This is a genomic window from Rhodoblastus acidophilus, from assembly GCF_025961575.1.
GTDB lineage: Bacteria > Pseudomonadota > Alphaproteobacteria > Rhizobiales > Beijerinckiaceae > Rhodoblastus > Rhodoblastus acidophilus_C.
In genome coordinates this window covers 1-14,613 of sequence record NZ_JAOQNX010000006.1, presented here as the reverse complement: position 1 = coordinate 14,613, position 14,613 = coordinate 1, and the positions used below count along the sequence as shown (strand labels likewise).

General features: G+C 65.4%; 13 protein-coding genes. 10 read left to right on the top strand and 3 right to left on the bottom strand.

Annotated features, from left to right (window positions below; genetic code table 11):
• Positions 1–7: 7 nt before the first annotated feature.
• From M2320_RS05460 to M2320_RS05425, 8 genes are all read left to right on the top strand, one after another.
• On the top strand, positions 8–1,069 hold the full coding sequence (locus M2320_RS05460) for a Gfo/Idh/MocA family protein (RefSeq protein WP_264596404.1): 1,062 nt from the start codon (positions 8–10) through the stop codon (positions 1,067–1,069).
• Between the two features lie 17 nt (positions 1,070–1,086).
• Positions 1,087–2,568 (top strand): oligosaccharide flippase family protein, encoded by a 1,482-nt coding sequence (locus M2320_RS05455; RefSeq protein WP_264596403.1) that lies wholly within the window; start codon positions 1,087–1,089, stop codon positions 2,566–2,568.
• A gap of 16 nt (positions 2,569–2,584) precedes the next feature.
• On the top strand, positions 2,585–3,091 hold the full coding sequence (locus M2320_RS05450) for an acyltransferase (RefSeq protein WP_264596402.1): 507 nt from the start codon (positions 2,585–2,587) through the stop codon (positions 3,089–3,091).
• Positions 3,092–3,234: 143 nt separating this feature from the next.
• The gene (locus tag M2320_RS05445; protein ID WP_264596401.1) at positions 3,235–4,344 is read left to right on the top strand and encodes a DegT/DnrJ/EryC1/StrS family aminotransferase; all 1,110 of its coding nucleotides are present in this window, start codon (positions 3,235–3,237) and stop codon (positions 4,342–4,344) included.
• Between the two features lie 58 nt (positions 4,345–4,402).
• Positions 4,403–5,395 carry an NAD-dependent epimerase/dehydratase family protein gene (locus tag M2320_RS05440; protein ID WP_210304508.1) on the top strand — a complete coding sequence of 331 codons (993 nt, stop codon included), beginning with the start codon at positions 4,403–4,405 and terminating at the stop codon, positions 5,393–5,395.
• The gene (locus M2320_RS05435; protein ID WP_264596400.1) at positions 5,392–6,525 is read left to right on the top strand and encodes a DegT/DnrJ/EryC1/StrS family aminotransferase; all 1,134 of its coding nucleotides are present in this window, start codon (positions 5,392–5,394) and stop codon (positions 6,523–6,525) included. Before M2320_RS05440 ends, M2320_RS05435 begins: the two co-directional genes overlap by 4 nt.
• 20 nt (positions 6,526–6,545) lie before the next feature.
• The gene (locus M2320_RS05430; protein WP_264596399.1) at positions 6,546–7,553 is read left to right on the top strand and encodes a glycosyltransferase family 2 protein; all 1,008 of its coding nucleotides are present in this window, start codon (positions 6,546–6,548) and stop codon (positions 7,551–7,553) included.
• A gap of 87 nt (positions 7,554–7,640) precedes the next feature.
• Positions 7,641–9,056, top strand: a complete 1,416-nt coding sequence (locus tag M2320_RS05425) for a class I SAM-dependent methyltransferase (RefSeq protein ID WP_264596398.1) — start codon at positions 7,641–7,643, stop codon at positions 9,054–9,056.
• On the opposite strand, the gene M2320_RS05420 is transcribed toward M2320_RS05425, so the two are convergent.
• From M2320_RS05420 to M2320_RS05410, 3 genes are all read right to left on the bottom strand, one after another.
• Complete coding sequence (locus tag M2320_RS05420; protein WP_264596397.1) at positions 9,037–10,314, bottom strand: O-antigen ligase family protein; 1,278 nt, start codon at positions 10,312–10,314, stop codon at positions 9,037–9,039. The genes M2320_RS05425 and M2320_RS05420 overlap by 20 nt on opposite strands.
• Positions 10,311–11,732, bottom strand: coding sequence for a glycosyltransferase family 4 protein (locus M2320_RS05415; protein WP_264596396.1), 1,422 nt, complete (start codon positions 11,730–11,732; stop codon positions 10,311–10,313). The genes M2320_RS05420 and M2320_RS05415 overlap by 4 nt, the downstream gene beginning before the upstream one ends.
• Before the next feature lie 67 nt (positions 11,733–11,799).
• Positions 11,800–12,573, bottom strand: a complete 774-nt coding sequence (locus M2320_RS05410) for an FkbM family methyltransferase (RefSeq protein ID WP_264596395.1) — start codon at positions 12,571–12,573, stop codon at positions 11,800–11,802.
• A gap of 152 nt (positions 12,574–12,725) precedes the next feature.
• Here M2320_RS05410 and M2320_RS05405 point away from each other — a divergent pair, with 152 nt between their 5' ends.
• Both M2320_RS05405 and M2320_RS05400 read left to right on the top strand, forming a co-directional pair.
• Positions 12,726–13,745 (top strand): glycosyltransferase family 2 protein, encoded by a 1,020-nt coding sequence (locus M2320_RS05405; protein WP_264596394.1) that lies wholly within the window; start codon positions 12,726–12,728, stop codon positions 13,743–13,745.
• Positions 13,742–14,521 carry a right-handed parallel beta-helix repeat-containing protein gene (locus M2320_RS05400; protein WP_264596393.1) on the top strand — a complete coding sequence of 260 codons (780 nt, stop codon included), beginning with the start codon at positions 13,742–13,744 and terminating at the stop codon, positions 14,519–14,521. The genes M2320_RS05405 and M2320_RS05400 overlap by 4 nt, the downstream gene beginning before the upstream one ends.
• The last annotated feature ends 92 nt before the right edge of the window (positions 14,522–14,613 follow it).

The following is a 14,613-nucleotide window of genomic DNA, read 5'->3' as shown; positions in this document are numbered from 1 at the left end:
ATTTGAGATGCGCAGCAGCCAGCTTGGCGTCGGGGTCGTGGGTTACGGCTACTGGGGTCCCAATCTCGTGCGCAATTTCGCCGGAAGCACGGCGGCGCGCGTCGTCGCCGTCGCCGACCGCGATCCGCTTCGCCTCGCCGCGCTGACGCGAAATCATCCGGGCGTCGCCGCGACGGCGCGTTATCAGGATCTGCTCGATGACCCCGCCATAGATGCGATCGCCGTGGCGACGCCGGCCCATTCGCATTACGATCTGGCGCTGATGGCGCTGCGCGCCGGCAAACATGTGCTGGTGGAAAAGCCGCTCGCGCCGACCGCCGATCTGGCCCGCCGCCTGATCGACGAGGCGGATCGCCGGGGTCTGGTGCTGATGGTCGATCACACCTTTCTCTACACGCCGGCGGTGCGCAAGATCAGCGAACTGGCGCGCAAGGGCGAGATCGGCGACGTCTACTATTACGACAGCACGCGCGTCAGCCTCGGCCTGTTCCAAAGCGACGTCAGCGTGATCTGGGACCTCGCGGTCCACGATCTCTCGATCGTCGACCATCTCATCGACGAGCCGCCGGTCGCCGTTTCCGCCACGGGCTGCAGCCATGTCGAGGGCGCGCCGGAAAACATGGCGCATATCACCTTGTTCTTCGACAGCCCCTGCGTGGCGCAGGTGAACGTCAACTGGCTGTCGCCGGTGAAAGTGCGCAAAACCCTGATCGGCGGCAGCAAGAAGATGATCGTCTATGACGACATGGAGCCCACCGAGAAGATCAAGGTCTATGACAAGGGAGTGACCGTCGACGCGTCCCCGGAAATCGCCCAGCAGTTGCGCATCGGCTATCGCGCCGGCGACATGTGGGCGCCCAATCTGTCAACCCGGGAGGCGCTCGCCAGCGAAGTCGAACATTTCGTCGATTGCGTCCGCAATGGCGCGACGCCGCTGTGCGATGGCGTGTCGGGACTGCGCGTCGTCGAGACGCTCGAAGCCGCGACGCGGTCCATGGCCGGCCAGGGGCGGCCGGTGATGCTTGGAAACGTGACGCAGGCGCGCAACGCGCGCCGCGCGACGGCCTAGGGGGCGGCTTGCGCGCGATGAGCCCGGTGCAACGCTCCTTCCTGCTGTCGGCGGTCGAACGCTACGCCAGTCTGCTGATTCTGTTCCTGTCCACGGCGGTTCTGGCGCGCCTGCTCAGCCCCGCGGAATTCGGCGTCTATGCAGTGGTGAGCGCGGTCACGACGATCATTTCCGTTTCGACCCAGGAATTCGGCGGCGCCAATTACATCATCCAGAAAACGTCGCTGTCGGACGCCAATATCCGCACGGCCTTCACCATCACCTTGCTCTTGTCGCTGGCCATGGGCCTCGGGCTCTGGCTCCTGGCCGGCGTTTTGGACGCGCGGATGCAGGTGGCCGGTTTGGCCGAGGGGGTCAGGATCGCCGCCCTGGGTTTCGCGGTCACGCCATTCTCGTCGATCATGATCGCGCTGCTGCGACGCGACCTGAAGTTCGGCGCTCTGTCGCTCGCCAATCTTGCGGGAAACGTGGTGACCGCCGCCACCTCCATCGCGCTGGCGATGCATGGCGGCGGCGCCATGGCGCCGATCTGGGGCGCCGTCGCCGGAAGCGCGGCCTTGACCGCCGCTTTGCTGATGGCGCGTCGCGACTTTCGCTTCATGAAGCCATCGCTGGCGGGGTGCCGCGAGGTGATCCATTTCGGCCTCGTCTCCAGTGGCGTCGCGCTGATCAATCTCGCCTACAATACCGCGCCGCAAGTCTTTCTCGCGCGCGTGCTCGGCTTTGCCGCCGTGGGCCTCTACAGCCGCGCGCTCACCCTCACGCAAATGTTCGACCGGCTGGTGGTCCAGGCGATCAATCCGGTGATCATGCCGGCCTTCGCCGCGCAGACGCGCGCCGGCGGCGATCTGAAACAGGTCTATTTGAAATCAGCCTCGCTGCTCGCCGCGCTGCAATGGCCCTTCCTGCTCAGCGTCGCGATCCTGGCGGAGCCGATCATTCGCCTGTGGCTTGGGCCCACGTGGATGGAGGCGGCGCCTCTGGTGCGCTGGCTCTGCCTCGGCTCGCTCGCTTTGTTCGCCGCCTGCCTCAGCTATCCGGTCCTGGTCGCGACCGGACGGGTTCGCGACGCGCTGACCTCGTCGCTGATCTCGCTGCCGCCCTCGCTCGCCATGATTTTCGCAGCAAGCTTTTGGGGCGTGCAAGCCGTGGCGATCGCCAGCCTCGCAACCTTGCCGTTCCAGGCGGCGGTGGCGATTGCCTTCATCGGGCGGCGGCTGCGTTTCGGACCGCGCGATGTGGCGCGGGCGCTGCGCAAGAGCGCGGCGGTCGCCTTTTGCTGCGCCTGCGCAGCTGGGATCGGCGCGGCGGCGATCGACGCCGGCTGGCTCGATCCTCTGCCGGGCCTCGCCGTGAGCGGCGCTTTGATCGTCGCCGCCTGGATAGGCGCGCTCGCCGCCACCGATCATCCCTTGCTCGCCGAATTGAAATCCGGGGCCGGGAGCGTTTTTCCACGCGCCGCGCCCGCCGCCGCCTTGCCGCGGCGCGACCTGTGCTGAAACCGGGAGACCAGAAATGCCGATCAAGAATGATGCGCGGCTCGGGCGCGATGTCAAAATCTTCCATCCCGATCTCGTCAATCTCTACGGCTGCTCGATCGGCGACGAGACGCGGATCGGGACCTTTGTCGAAATTCAGGCGGGCGCGCGCATCGGCGCGCGCTGCAAGATTTCCTCGCACAGTTTTGTCTGCGAAGGCGTGGTCATCGACGACGAAGTCTTTATCGGCCATGGCGTGATGTTCACCAACGACAAATTTCCGCGCGCCACGACCCAGAGCGGCGAACTCCAAAGCGCAGGAGACTGGGCGGTGGCGCCGACCCATGTCGGAAAACGCGCCTCGATCGGATCGAACGCGACCATTCTCTGCGGCGTCACGATCGGCGCCGGCGCGCTGGTCGGCGCTGGGTCGGTGGTCACCCGCGATGTGCCCGCGGGCGCGATCGTGGCCGGCGTTCCCGCGCGGATCGTCGCGCCGCGGCCGGCGCGCGCGCGCGCCGAGGCGGCGGCGCCGGCGGGATGAGGCGCGGCAAGGGAGAGGCTGCATTTTTTGCGCGGCGCCGCATTATTTAATTTCTTTCTCCGTTTTATTGTGATTTAATTTAAATAGAATTAAATATGGAATTTCCAAGCTGTTGATTTGACAGCATCCTTCGGAGGCTCGCCGTGATCCCCTTCCTTGATTTGAAAGCCCAATACACTCAGATCAAGCCCGAGATCGACGCCGCCGTGATGGGCGTGATCGCCAGCGGCAATTACGTTCTCGGCCCCCAGGTAGAGGCTTTCGAAAAGCGCTTCGCCGCCTGGTGCGGGACCACCGAATGCAAGGCGGTCAACAGCGGATCCTCCGCCCTGCATCTCGCCCTGCTCGCCGCCGGCGTCGGGCCTGGCGATGAAGTCATCACGGTGTCGATGACCTTCGTCGCGACGGCCGCAGCCATTCTTCAATGCGGCGCGCGTCCCGTTTTTGTCGATGTCGATCCGCTCACCTGGACCATGGAACCCGCGCGCATCCCGCAGGCGATCACGCCGCGCACCAAGGCCATCCTGCCCGTGCATTTGCATGGCTTGATGGCCGATATGGACCCGATCATGGCGGTCGCGCGGCGCCATGGCATCGTGGTGATCGAGGACGCCGCGCAGGCGCATGGCGCGGAATACCGGGGGCGGCGCGCCGGCTCGATCGGCGATCTCGGCTGCTTCAGCTTCTATCCCGGAAAAAACCTCGGCGCCTATGGCGAGGGCGGCGCGGTGACGACCTCCAATCCCGAACTGGCGCGGAAAATCGCGCTGCTGCGCGACTGGGGCCAGGAGGCGAAATACCGGCACGTGGTCGCGGGCTTCAATTACCGCATGGATGCGCTCCAGGGCGCCGTCCTCGACGTCAAGATGAACCACATCGACGCCTGGACGCGCGCCCGGCGGGCGATCGCCGCCATCTATGACCATCTGCTGGCGGACAGCGGGCTCGGGCGGCCCACGCCGCCCCGCCACTGCCGCCATGTCTATCACGTCTACGCCATCCGCCATCCGCGCCGCGACGAAGCGCTGAGGGCGCTGCAGGACGCAGGCGTGGGCGTCGGCATCCACTATCCCGTCCCCGTCCATCTGCAGAAGGCCTATGAAACTTCACGCTTCCCAAGGGGAGCCCTGCCCGTGACCGAACGGCTGGCGGCGGAATTCCTGTCGCTGCCGATCTATCCGGAGATGCAGCCGGAGCACGCGAGCGAGGCGGCGCAGCTGCTGACGGGCGCATCCCTGGCCGCGGCGCAATAGGCCGTCGCGACATCGCAAAAGAACTGCGTTTCGACATGAGGAGACACCCGTGGCTAATCTGAAGGGCAAACGAATTCTCGTGACCGGCGGCGCCGGTTTCGTCGGCTCCCATATCGTCGACCAATTGTGCGAAGAGGGCTGCATCGAGATCGTCGCCGTCGACAATATGGTGCGGGGACGCCCGGAAAACCTCAGGCGGGCGCTGGCGCGCGGTCCGGTGCGGCTGGTCGAGGGCGACATCCGCGACCGGAGCCTGATGGACTCGCTGGTCCGGTCCGCCGACATCGTGTTCCATCAGGCGGCGTTGCGCATCACCCATTGCGCCGCCGAACCGCGTCTGGCGATGGAGGTGATGGCGCAAGCGACCTTCGATCTGCTGGAGATGTGCGTCCAGCACAATGTGGAAAAGCTGGTCGCGGCCTCCTCGGCCTCGGTCTACGGACTCGCCGAGGAATTCCCTACTACTGAACGCCAAAATCCTTACAACAACCGCACCCTCTACGGGGCCGCAAAAGTGTTCAACGAAGGGCTGTTTCGCGCCTTCAACGACATGTACGGGCTCGACTACGTCGCTTTCCGCTATTTCAATGTCTATGGCGAGCGCATGGACATCCACGGCCGCTACACGGAAGTGCTGATCCGCTGGATGGAGCGGCTGGAGGCCGGCCTGCCCCCGGTCATTTTCGGCGACGGCGAACAGACCATGGATTTCGTCCATGTGCGCGACGTCGCGCGCGCCAATATTCTCGGGGCCAAGGCCCGGGCGACCGACGAAGTGTTCAATGTCGCCAGCGGAACGGAGACCAGCCTGCTGCAAATGGCGCGCGCGCTCGCCTCGGTGATGGGCCGGCCCGGCATGATTCCCGAATTCGCGCCCGAGCGCTCGGTCAATCCGGTGCCGCGCCGGCTCGCCTCGACGGGCAAGGCGGAGAGGCTGTTGGGGTTCCGCGCGACGATCAGTCTGGAAAAAGGCTTGGCCGATCTGGTCAAGTGGTGGCGGGCGGAACGTCCGGAGCTGACGGCGCCGCGGCCGCAGGCGGTGGCGTCGTGATCCCCATCGCCCTGCCGCTGCTCGGCGCTCAGGAGGCCGAGGCGGCGCGCGCGGCCGTGCTGTCCGGCTGGGTGTCGCAGGGGCCCGAGGTCGCGGCCTTCGAGCGCGACTTTTCGGCGCTCGTGGGCGCGCCCCACGCCTGCGCCGTCTCGAACTGCACCGCCGCCCTGCACATGGCGCTCAAGGCTCTCGACATCGGGCCAGGCGACGAGGTCATTGCGCCAAGTCACTCGTTCATCGCGACGGTGAATTGCATTCGCTATTGCGGCGCCAAGCCCGTTTTCGTCGACATCGAACCCGACGGCTACAACATCGATCCCGCACGCGTCGGGGAAGCGATCACGCCGCGCACGCGCGCCATCATCGCCGTCCACCAGATGGGCATGCCCTGCGATCTCGCCGCCCTCGCGGAGCTGTCGCGGCGCCACGGGATCGCGCTGGTCGAGGACGCCGCTTGCGCCGCAGGCAGCCAAATCCGTTTTGACGGGACATGGGAGCCTATCGGCCGCCCGCGCGGCGATATCGCCTGCTTCTCCTTCCATCCGCGCAAGGTCATCACCACCGGCGAAGGCGGCATGCTGACCACGCGCGATCCGGCGCTCGACGAAAAATTCCGGCTGTTGCGGCAACATGGCATGAGCGTCCCCGACACAGTGCGGCACGGCGCCAAGCAGGTGATCATCGAGGACTATCTGATCGTCGGCTACAATTACCGGATGACCGACATCCAGGCGGCGATCGGCCGCGGCCAGCTGGCGCGGTTGCCGGAACTGGTCGCCAGGCGCCGCGCGCTCGCCGCGCGCTATGGCAAGCTGCTCGCCGATCTCGACGGCCTGCATCTGCCCCGCGAGCCGGACTGGGCGCGCTCGAACTGGCAGAGTTTTTGTGTGCGGCTGCCGGACAGGGCCGATCAGCGCGACATCATGCAGAAGCTACTCGACCGGGGCGTCGCCAGCCGGCGCGGGATCATGTGCGCGCATCGCGAGGCGCCCTACGCCCAGGACGGAGCGCGACTGCCCCTGTCCGAACGCGCCCAGGACCGCGCAATCCTGTTGCCCCTCTACGCGCAGATGAGCGAATCGGATCAGGACCGCGTCGCCGAGGCCCTGATGGACGCCTTGCGATCCTGAGCGAAGCGGAGATCAAGGTCATGGCGAAAGTCGATATTCTCGTCCCCTGCCACAATTACGCCCGCTATCTCGAACAATGCATGCGCAGCGTCCTCACCCAGTCCGTCACCGATATTCGCGTGCTCATCATCGACGATTGTTCCGCCGACGAGTCCGTCGCGGTCGCTGAACGGCTCGCCCGAGAGGACCCGAGAGTCTCCGTGATCGCGCATCGGACCAATTGGGGCCATATCGCAACCTTCAACGAAGGCATCGCCTGGGCGCAGTCCGACTATTTCCTTCTGCTTTCGGCTGACGACGCGCTAGCGCCCGGGGCGTTGCGTCGCGCCTGCGCGGTGCTCGACGCCCAGCCGGAGGTGGTTCTGGTCTGCGGGGACTCGCCGCAGTTCCGGGACGCGTTTCCGCAGGCCGCCGACGTAGCGTCTCCCGAGGTCAAGATCTGGGCCGGTCAGGACTATCTGGCGCGCTGCTGCGCGGAGGTATGGAATCCGATCTCGACGCCCTCGGCCATCGTCCGCACCGCCGCCCAGAAAGCCGTGGGCGGCTATCGACCGTACCTCCCGCATTCCGGCGACCTCGAGATGTGGCTGCGGCTGGCGACCCATGGCGACGTCGCCCAATTGAGCTGCGCCCAGGCTTTTTATCGCGTTCATGACGTGAACATGCACTTCGCATGGTTCCACGATTTTCTGGTGAACGATCGCGAGTTGCGGCGGGCCTTCGAGTCGTTCTTCCAGGACGCGGCGCCACGCATTCGCGACTGTGACGCGTTGCGGCGGCGGTGCTCGCAACGTCTCGCCGAACGCGGGATCTGGTGGGCGTATCAAAAGCTGCGGCGGCTGCAGTTGCGCGGCGCGGTCGACTGTCTGCGTTACGCTTCGAGCGTTTGGCACGACCGACCGGAGCAGGAAGCCAGCCTCATGAAGCTGAGCGAACTGCTCGCGCCCGTGCGCTATGCCGTCGGCGAACGCCAGCGCAGAAGGCGCGTGGCGAGACCGGCGGTGCTCAGCGCCCCCTCCCGCGCCTGAGGCGCGGACATTGCTTTCGGACCGACGCAACATGCGTCCGACGCCACGGCGCTTTACGGCCAGCTAAGCCGCTTTGGAGATCGCCACATGAACTGTTCCTTCGAAGTGTCGGGCCGCGCGGCGCGGACGACACAGATGGATCCGCACGCGCCGCCGTCGCCGCGCATCCTTGTGGCGATCGCCAGTCACGGCGTCGCCAATGACGTCCATCTTCGACGGGTGATCGCGGCCTATCGCGCGATGCCTTTCGTCGTCGATATTGTGGTGTTCTCGAACATCGCCAAAAAGCTCGGCGACGACGTCAGCGTGCGCGTCGAGCCTCCGCCTGTGAAAGACCCCTGGAGCCTGCCCTTTCTGCACAAGCGCCTGTTCGTCTCATGCGCCGACACGCACGACCTCTTCATCTATGCCGAAGACGACATTCTGATCACCGAACGAAACCTGCGCGCGTTTCTCGAGGTTTCGGCGCTCCTGCGCGAGGATGAGATCGTCGGTTTCGTCAGATACGAAGAGGATTCCGAGCGACACAGAAGCTATCCGGATTTCCACTGGCGCTACCGCTGGGATCCGGCCTCCGTGCGTACAAGAGATTCGCTGACGCTGGCGCATTTCACCAACGCGCATTCGGCCTGCTATGTTTTGACGCGCGCGCAGCTGAAGCGGGCGATCGCCTCCGGCGGTTTCGACGTCACGCCACACCAGGAGGTCTATGACCTGCTGTGCGCCGCCTCCACGGACCCCTATACGCAATGCGGCTTCACCAAACTGATCCCGATCAGCCGTTTCAACGATTTTGTCGTGCATCACCTCTCCAACAAATATGCCGGCAAAGTCGGCCTGAGCCAGGCCGAATTGGATCGGCAGATGGAGACGCTGCGGCGCATTGGCGGCCCCAAGGCAAGAAAGCTGTTCACGACGGACAGCAAGCTCTGGCAGGCGCGCCACTCCAAGGATCTTTACGCGCCGACGATTGACGAGGTGGTCGCGGCGGTTCCGCGCCGCGCGCGAGTCCTCTCGATCGGCGCCGCCCGAGGAGCGACCGAGCGGCGTCTGATCGACCGGGAATGCAGCGTCGCCGCGCTGCCGCTCGACCCCGTGTTTGGCGAGGCGCTCGCGCACAATGGCGTCACGATCGTCGAGGGTGATCTCGCTGCGGCCAAAACCGCGCTGGAGGGCGCGACTTTTGACGTTCTGCTGTTCCTCGACGTGCTGGAATTCGTGCAGGAGCCCGCGGACCTGATCCGGCGCTTCCTTTCGCTGCTGGCGCCGGACGGCGCAGTGATCATCAGCGCGCCTAACCTGCCGCGCCTGCGCTATCTCAGGCGGACGCTGCGCCTGTGGCGCGGCTTCGACGAAACCGGCGTACATCCGACATCCGCCTGGACGTTGCGACGCTGGTGCGGGCGCGCCGGACTCCAAGTCACGAAAGTTGCTCGGCGGCCAGCGAGTCAGCCCTGGTTCGTTCCAGCGCAGGACCTCGTCGTCATCGCGCGGAAATCCTGACCGCGCGCGTCAATTCCATCGGCGCCGCAAAAACCTTGACGCCGGATGAGGCGGCCTGAGCCAGCGCATCCGCGCGCAACGAACCACGCACGCCAAGGCACAGGCCCCAGAGTATCCAGAGATAGTGCCAGTAGTGCACGGTAAACCCCGTCAGCATGAACAGGAACAGCGCCATCGAAAAGCCGGTCGCCATGCGACGGTCGGCGAGCGACTCGATCGGGCGCGGCGTCGGCATCATGGTCGCGACATTCGCCAGAACCAGCAGCACGATCAGCGGAACGCCATAGCGCAGGCCCAGGACCAGCCAGACGCTGTCCACGGTGGTGTCGAGAATATAATCGTTGAACAGGGCGAAGGCGTGGCCCGTGATCGGCCGGTCCCCGATCATCGGCAGCGCCCGGTCCCAGATCATCAAGCGAAAATAGCCCGACACCGGATCGAAGGTCAGGTGGGAGATGATCCAGCCCACGGGGTGGTTGGTCACAAGAAAAATGGTCGCGATTGAAACGGTGAGCACGAACCAGATCAGCGACCAGCGCCAGCTCTGTTGCTCCGTGGCGCGGCTATAAGCGAACAGCGCCAGCGCAATGACCAGCGACAACATCGGCGCCGAGGACAGCGCCAAAAAGCAGCCGGCGGCGCTGAGGCCGACCCAGAGGAGCCAGCCGCCGCGCGTCTGTTCCGCATTCATGAACAATACGCCGGCGATGGTGCAGAACGAGCCCAGCAGGATGGGATGGTCGAAGGTCGCTACGGCGCGCACTAGGTTCATGCGGAAGTCGGGCGTCAACATCGGCCCGACGCCGGCGAGGCGCGCAAGCGTCTCGTGCACGAACGGCCGCCCTGACGCCGTGTCGACCAAAGCAAGGAGAACGACGACCACGAGGATCGGCTTCAGCGCATCGACCAAGGCGCGCGCCCCCGCAGGATCAGAAAACAACCCGCGCGCGACAAAATAGCCGCCTGAGAATTCGAGCGCCTGGGCGCCGGCGGAGGACAAGTTTTCGGAACCACCGGCATAGGCGGCGACGCCGATCATCCATAGCGCGATGACCAGCACCCAGAGATCCGCAGCGATCTTGCGGCGGGATGAGTTTGCGAGCGCCGCCAGCGCCGGCGCGAGCAGGAGCAGCAGGCCGATGCGGCCGACCGTAAGCTTCACGCCCGCATTGATCGTGACAATGCCGCCGGGAAACAACGCGCCGATGACGCATAGGGCGCGCGTCGCGAGATTGGGAGTGTGCTTTTCCTCGCTCATCGCGCACCCGCCGCCGCGCGACCGAGAAGCTCGACATAGCGGTCGACGCATTTGCGCGCGTCCAGCCGCGAAACGGCGTCTTTCGCGCGCGCCTCGCGCGAGAGGCGCCATGTGTCCTGGTCCGCGATCACGGCGTTCATCGCCGCCACCAGCGCCTGCTTGTTGCGCTGCGGCGCAAAGCGCGCCCGCGCCGCCATGTCCCAATCCACCGTCTCCGGATCGCCGGCCGGGTTGGGGACCAGAAATCCGAACCGGCCATCCGCGAGCTGTTCGCGCGCGCCGCCGACATCGCTCATGATGGTCGGCAGACCCGCGCAAAGCGCTTCCATGGACGCCAGCGGCCAGCCCTCGAAAAAGGGGTTCATGACGCAGCAATCCGCGGCGCTCAACAGAACGGAGGGATCGGCGAGATTGCTGCGCAAATGGATGCGCTCCGTTGCGGGCGAGCGGCGGCGAAGCTCGGCCACATGGCGCATGTAGATTCCGTCGTCCATGCGCCCCGCGATCAGAAGATGCGCGCGCGGATTGGCGCGCGCGACCTCGATGAAAGCCGAGACCAGACCGAAGGCGTTCTTCTGCATGACATGGCGGCCCAGCGACAGGAAAAGGAACTCGTCTTCGAGACCAAGCCAGTTGCGCGCCGCCGCGCGGTCGATCGTGTGGCGATGGCTGTCGTTGTAACCGTTGGGAATGGTGACGACCGCCTCTGGATCGAAGGCGGGATTGCCGCGCAAATATTGCCGTCGCACGAGGTCACTGACGGCGACGAAACGATGGATGCCTCGGCTGCGAAGACCTTCTCTGGTCCAGTCGGTCGCCATCGGGGTCGGCACGCCGTGGAGGGTTTCGACGACGGGAATGCGAAGCCCGGCCGCCGCTTCGAGGAGCCAATCGGGCGGCCCGTGCGCGCTGATGACATCAGGGCGATTTTTCGCAAGCCAGCGTCGCGTCGATGCGATGGAGTCATGGAAAACCTCGAACCCCTCGTCGCGCAGACATTTGGCGAGTTGCCCGCCGCCGGCCCCGCGATCGGTCACGACCACGGAAGCGGCGACCCCGCGCGCCGCCAGCCGGCGGGTGAGGAAGGCGACGAATTCGTCCATGCCGCCGGCGTCGAGCACGCCGGTCGCGAGCAGGCAGCGAAACGGCCGGGACGTGAGGTCCGGCGCCTTCGCGAAGATGGACGCAGCGCGTGAGATTGGGCGGGGCAAGGGGCCCGGCAGGGCGCGCTTGCCCGCGCTCTCGCGCAGGATCAGCGGCGAGGACCAGTCCTGCACAAGCTGTTCGTCATCACCAAAACGCGACAGGAGCCTGCGGCCCGCCGCGCGGACAAAGCGCGGCGCCGGCCAGCTCAGGCGTTGCGCCAGCAGCGCCAGACGGGTGACGCGCGCAAGGGTCATCGCCGCCAAATCGCTCAATCCGCTGCTCCGATCTGTTTGCACTCGAGGAAACGAACGAACATCATGTTTCATTTTATTCCACGATTTATTTTCGCCAGGGATAAATGAAGCGATCACGGTGCTCGGGCCTTAAATACCAGGATGTGTAATCGCCCTCGCCTTCGGCCTGGAATGTGTTGTCGCGAAAAGCGAAGCGCGCGTAGCCGAGGTCTCTCAGGCTGGCGTCGATCCGTGGTATCCGCGCGGGCGCCATGATCGCCGGCGCATGCCGACGAATGGTCTGTTCCGCCCCCGCAATCACTTCGGGTTCATGGGACTGCGCGTAGATTTTCAGGATATCGGGCGCGAGATTCAGATCGTCCAGGCGCAGGACGTCGACCCTTTGCGGCTTCACCGTGAGTTCGCGCGGGTCGAACCAATAGACGCGCTCCGGATTGATCCAGTCCGCGGCGTCCTCGCGCCTCAGCGCGGCCAGCGTGTCCATCACACAGCCCCGGTAGACCGGGACGTGGATGGTCATCACATCATCGGAATCGCTGAGGGCGCAGCCGAAGACGCGGACGTCGCCCCGACCCTGAAACCTGGCGCGGAGCGCGTCGGCGAGATCCTTGATCGGCTCGAAGGCGACGATCCGCGCGGCGGGTTTCATCATCAGCATGCTGGCGACCGACAAGCCCCGGCTCGCGCCGACGTCGACGATAACTGGGTCCGCGCCGACGAGGCCGCCGACAGCCTCGACCGGGCGCCAGGGACGCCGGGTCCACCCGATCAGCGCGAGCTGCGCCGCCACCCGTCTTTGCCGCAGCGCCGGAAAAAACAGCGAAACCGATCGCGCGAATTTTTTGGCGCTTACTGGCAAGAACGCACTCCCGTCACAGGGACGGCGCGGCGCTCGGAGGCCGCGCTCGAGGATGGCTTTAAAATAATCTTGCATTTAATTTTAATGAGCGCAATTATTAATTATTAAATGTCCGCCGAGACACAGGCCTATTTTGCCCCCAGGAGGAGATCATGAGCGGCATCGCCGACACGGTCGTGGTGATCGTGGGCTACAACAATTGCGAAGACATCCTTCAATGCCTCGCCGCCTTGTCGCGCGCCGCGACCGCCCCGCGTTTCGATGTGTTCATCTGTGAAAACGGCGGGCGCGCCGCCTACGAGCGGCTGGTCGAAAGCCTGATCGACGCGGAGCTGTGCCGCGCCTCCGTAAAAGTCGACTCCGCGCCGCCTTTTGTCGCGGCGCAGCGCATGGCCTTGCGTGGACGGAGCACGACACTCCTGATCGGCTGCGCCAACGACAATCTCGGCTATGCCGGGGGCGTCAACGCCTGGCTGCGCCCGCTCATGCGCCAGGAGGGCTGGAAGGGGGTGTGGATTCTCAACCCCGACGCCGAGCCGGCGCCGGACGCGCTCGGCGCGTTGGTGGCCCGCGCCGAAACCGGCGGCAAAAGCATGGTCGGGAGCACCATTCTCGAAAATGGCGACGGCGAGCGGGTGCGATTTCGCGGCGGACTTCAGTGGCGGCGGCTGTCGGCCCGAAGCGTCGCCATTGGGCTCGGTGAGCGCCTGGACGCGCCCATCGACCTCGCCGCTATCGAGCAGGCGATGGAAAGCCCCTCGGGCGCCTCGATGTATGTCACCCGGCGCTGCATCGAGCAGATCGGCCTGATGGACGACAGCTATTTTCTGTTCTTTGAGGATCTCGACTGGGGGGCGCGCGCCAAGAAACTGGGGCTGGGCTATGCGCCCACGTCTGTCGTCGCGCACAAGCGGGGCACCACCACCGGCTCGGCCGGACGCAGCGCGGCGCTGTCGCGGCTCGCGGTCTATCTGCAGCATCGCAACGCCATTCATTTCGCGCGCCGGCACCATCCCTGGAGCGTGCCGGCGCGGATCGCCTTGTCCGCTTTGTTCGCGCTGCGTTTTTTGCTTCATCGCGCGCCAGGCGCCAGCGCGGCGACGCTCGCCGGCCTGGCGGCCGGCCTGCGCGGCGAGACCGGCGCCCCGGCGTGGAGCCGGTCGCGCTCATGAGGGGCGCGTTGATCCTCTGCGCCTGCGCGCTGGCGACCTCGGCCTTCGCCGAAACCTGGCCGGACGCACACAACACCGGCGTTCCCCCTGGCGTCATTCTCAAACCCTCCGGCGACCTCACGATCACTGAAGCCGGAGCCATGATTTCCGGTCTCGACATTCGCGGCGCGGTGACGGTCAAGGCGAACAATGTCACCCTCGTCAATTGCCGGATCACAGCGGCGACCTTCAGCGTCGTGAAAATCCTCGAAGGCGTGACGGGAACGACGGTGAAAAGTTCCGAGATCGACGGCGTCGGCGACGACAATGAAGGCTCGAACGGCATCGACGGCCAGGGAACCTTCCTCGCCAACAACATTCATGACGTCGAGAACGGGCTCAACATCACGGGGCCCTCGGTGATCCGGGACAATTACATCCACGACCTGCGCGCATCGGGTTCGCCGCATTACGACGGCATCCAGATCGACGGCGGCCACGACGTCGTCATCAGCCACAACACGGTGGTCAACGACCACGATCAGACCTCCGCGGTGATGATCGACAATTATTTCAAGCCCATCTCCAACATCAGCGTCGAGGGCAATCGCCTCCTGGGAGGCGGCTACGCGATCTACAGCGACGGCCAGTTCAATGGCGGCCCCATCAGCGGCGTGTCGATCATCGGCAATCGGCTCGGCAAGGGAAAATGGGGCTATGCCGTCGTCCGCGGCAACAGTCCGGTCTGGCGGGGCAATGTGGATGACGCCTCCGGACAGGCGCTGGGCGCGGATTAGAGCGCGTTCGGCGGCTTCAGATTCAATGGGGGATTCCCAACTGGCTTGAACAATGCGATTCTTTCTTCGTGATTGCGAGGGAGGAATCCCAT

Excerpts from the sequence above, each read along its gene's own strand:
- M2320_RS05420 (WP_264596397.1), bottom strand. The coding sequence starts at position 10,314 with ATGAGCGAGGAAAAGCACACTCCCAATCTCGCGACGCGCGCCCTATGC.
- M2320_RS05405 (WP_264596394.1), top strand. The coding sequence starts at position 12,726 with ATGAGCGGCATCGCCGACACGGTCGTGGTGATCGTGGGCTACAACAAT.
- M2320_RS05430 (WP_264596399.1), top strand. The coding sequence starts at position 6,546 with ATGGCGAAAGTCGATATTCTCGTCCCCTGCCACAATTACGCCCGCTAT.
- M2320_RS05450 (WP_264596402.1), top strand. The coding sequence starts at position 2,585 with ATGCCGATCAAGAATGATGCGCGGCTCGGGCGCGATGTCAAAATCTTC.
- M2320_RS05400 (WP_264596393.1), top strand. The coding sequence starts at position 13,742 with ATGAGGGGCGCGTTGATCCTCTGCGCCTGCGCGCTGGCGACCTCGGCC.
- M2320_RS05455 (WP_264596403.1), top strand. The coding sequence starts at position 1,087 with ATGAGCCCGGTGCAACGCTCCTTCCTGCTGTCGGCGGTCGAACGCTAC.
- M2320_RS05460 (WP_264596404.1), top strand. The coding sequence starts at position 8 with ATGCGCAGCAGCCAGCTTGGCGTCGGGGTCGTGGGTTACGGCTACTGG.
- M2320_RS05425 (WP_264596398.1), top strand. The coding sequence starts at position 7,641 with ATGAACTGTTCCTTCGAAGTGTCGGGCCGCGCGGCGCGGACGACACAG.